Origin of the sequence: Syntrophaceticus schinkii, assembly GCF_000946815.1 — a bacterium.
GTDB classification, from domain to species: domain Bacteria; phylum Bacillota; class DSM-12270; order Thermacetogeniales; family Thermacetogeniaceae; genus Syntrophaceticus; species Syntrophaceticus schinkii.
This window is the reverse complement of the sequence record NZ_CDRZ01000165.1, coordinates 1-1,049: the sequence shown is the minus strand read 5'-3', so window position 1 is coordinate 1,049 and position 1,049 is coordinate 1. Positions and strand designations below refer to the sequence as shown.

General features: G+C 36.7%; 1 protein-coding gene. It reads left to right on the top strand.

Translation table 11 applies throughout. The annotated features are described in order from the left end of the window. Positions 1–634: ABC transporter permease (locus SSCH_RS06845; RefSeq protein WP_044664823.1), on the top strand; the 634-nt coding region annotated here is incomplete at its 5' end. Positions 635–1,049 lie beyond the last annotated feature (415 nt).

The window sequence follows — 1,049 nt, the reverse complement described above, 5'->3', positions numbered from 1 at the left end:
TTATATCTTTGAAAATCAAGAATATGAAGTTATCGGCGTTATGAAGAACAGGAACGCCGATGATTGGCTTGGCTACAGAAGTTACCTGAATCTTAAAGCTCTAACCGGCAACATAGATTATTTGTGGGTTGATCATTTTGGGATAGATGCTGGTGACAAGACCCATACGGTTTATGTGCAATTAAAATCCGGCATCGAACAAGAGGGCATGCAATTCAAAAGCGCATCAATAGATATGATCGAATCGCCATTGTTAAGTGTTATGAGGAAAAAAAGCTTTGAAATTATGATGTTTACCCTGGTTTTTGTCATCTTTGCTGTAAATACGATTTCTGTGACCGGTTATTGGCTGGATCGCAAGCGCCTGGAAATAGGAGTTAAAAAGTGCTGCGGGGCCAACAGCTATCAGATCGCTTTTGGTGTGATCAAGGAAATCATGGTCATTGCCTTGTTCTCGTTTGGATGTGGTATGGTTTTGTATGCAATCATCTCTTATGCCCTCTATCGACGCATAGATTTATATTTTTTTAGCATGTTGATGACAATGGGTATTGTCGTTGCTTCTTCGATATTAACTTCTGCTTATCCGATTATTAAAGCAGCTAAAATAGAGCCTGTGCATATGATGAGGTGACAATTGCGATGAAAAACATCAATTTATGCCTTTGATATGTTATTAAGGAGACCTTTTTTGTTTATTGATCATCATTATTCAATTTACTGTTACGTTCTTATTTCTGAACCTTTCCCTTACAGGGGTGCTGACAGCAAGAGAGACCACGAAGAGAATCAACAATATTTTTGAAGACAGAAATTATTATGCTATACAGGATCGTACAAATGAAGAGTTGCTTGAGAAAATATTTATTGCAGCCTGATGTTTTAGATAAAATGAATTCAGTTTTATGGTTTTACTAAAGGATAATCATGAATTTGACTTTATTGAGTACTATGACGGGCATATTGCCTTTAAAGCGGCACCTGGTTGATGATTCAGCGATTTTTGAACTTACATTTTTATACGGTAAACCCATTTTTTTCGAAAATCG